The sequence below is a fragment of the Streptomyces alkaliphilus genome (genome assembly GCF_014141535.1).
GTDB lineage: Bacteria > Actinomycetota > Actinomycetes > Streptomycetales > Streptomycetaceae > Streptomyces > Streptomyces alkaliphilus.
Genome location: NZ_VKHT01001238.1, coordinates 1 through 1265, shown reverse-complemented (window position 1 = coordinate 1265; position 1265 = coordinate 1). Strand labels below are relative to the sequence as shown.

The window sequence follows — 1265 nt, the reverse complement described above, 5'->3', positions numbered from 1 at the left end:
CTTCCGGCTCCGTCCGCCCGCCCCCACCGATGCCCGGCGCCGGGCCGGGGCCGGGCCCCGGGGCTCCCGATGCACGGGGACCCCTGGCCCGCCTGCGCCGCCTCACCGGCGGCGGGGACGAACCCCCGCTCTCCCCGCTGCTGCGCCTGCTGATCCTCACCCAGTTCGCCTTCAACATCGGCTTCTTCGCCGTCCTGCCGTTCCTCGCCGACCACCTCGGGTCGGGCATCGGCATGGCCGGCTGGCTCATCGGGCTCGTACTCGGACTGCGCACCTTCAGCCAACAGGGCCTCTTCGTCATCGGCGGCATGCTCACCGACCGCCTCGGCGTCCGCCCGGTGGTGCTCGTCGGCTGCGCGCTGCGGATCGCCGGCTTCGCCTGGCTCGGCTTCGCCGGGGGCACCGCCTCGGTGATCGGGTCGGTGCTCCTCATCGGCTTCGCCGCCGCCCTGTTCTCCCCGGCCGTGGAGTCCGAGGTCACGCGGCAGGCGGTGTGCCGGGAGGAGGAAGGGCTCGGCTCGCGGGCACGGGTGTTGGCGCTGCTCACCGTCGCGGGCCAGGCCGGGGCCTTCCTCGGCCCCCTGGTGGGCGTGCTGCTGCTGGCCGTGGATTTCCGCACCGCCTGCCTGGCCGGGGCCGGCGTCTTCGTCCTGGTCCTCGCCGGACACGCGTGGCTGCTGCCGCAGCACATCCCGGGGCGCGAACCCGCCCGGGGACGCGGGGGCATGCGGACGATGCTGCGCAACCGGGCGTTCCTCGCACTGTGCCTGGTGTACGGCACCTACCTGCTCGCCTACAACCAGCTCTACCTCGCGCTGCCGGTGGAGGTGGACCGGGCCGGCGGATCGTCCACGGCACTGGGATGGCTTTTCGCTCTCTCCTCCCTGCTGGTGGTGACCGTCCAACTGCCCGTGACCCACTGGGCCACCGCGCGACTGGACGCGCGGCGGGCCATGGCACTCGGCCTGCTCACGCTCTCCGCCGGCTTCGCGATCGTGGCCGCCGCCCTGCCCGCCGACCTCACCGACGGGGCGGTCGCGCTGCTGCCGGCGGCCGGGTTCGTGGTGCTGCTCACCGTGGGACAGATGCTCATCGCGCCGGCCGCGCGCGGGATGGTGCCCGACCTCGCCGAACCGCGCCGCATCGGCCTGTACACCGGCGCGCTGTCCTCGGTCTCCGGGCTGATCGTGCTCATCGGGGGCGCCGGCGTGGGCCGGCTGCTGGAGCCGGCCGTCCCACCCGTCGTCCCCTGGCTGGTCCTGGCC

Annotated in this window: 1 protein-coding gene; it reads left to right on the top strand. The window is 74.7% G+C overall.

The features are described from left to right. Window positions 1–29 precede the first annotated feature (29 nt). A partial coding sequence (locus tag FNQ90_RS23675) for an MDR family MFS transporter (protein WP_182608213.1) occupies window positions 30–1265 on the top strand: 1236 nt, incomplete at its 3' end.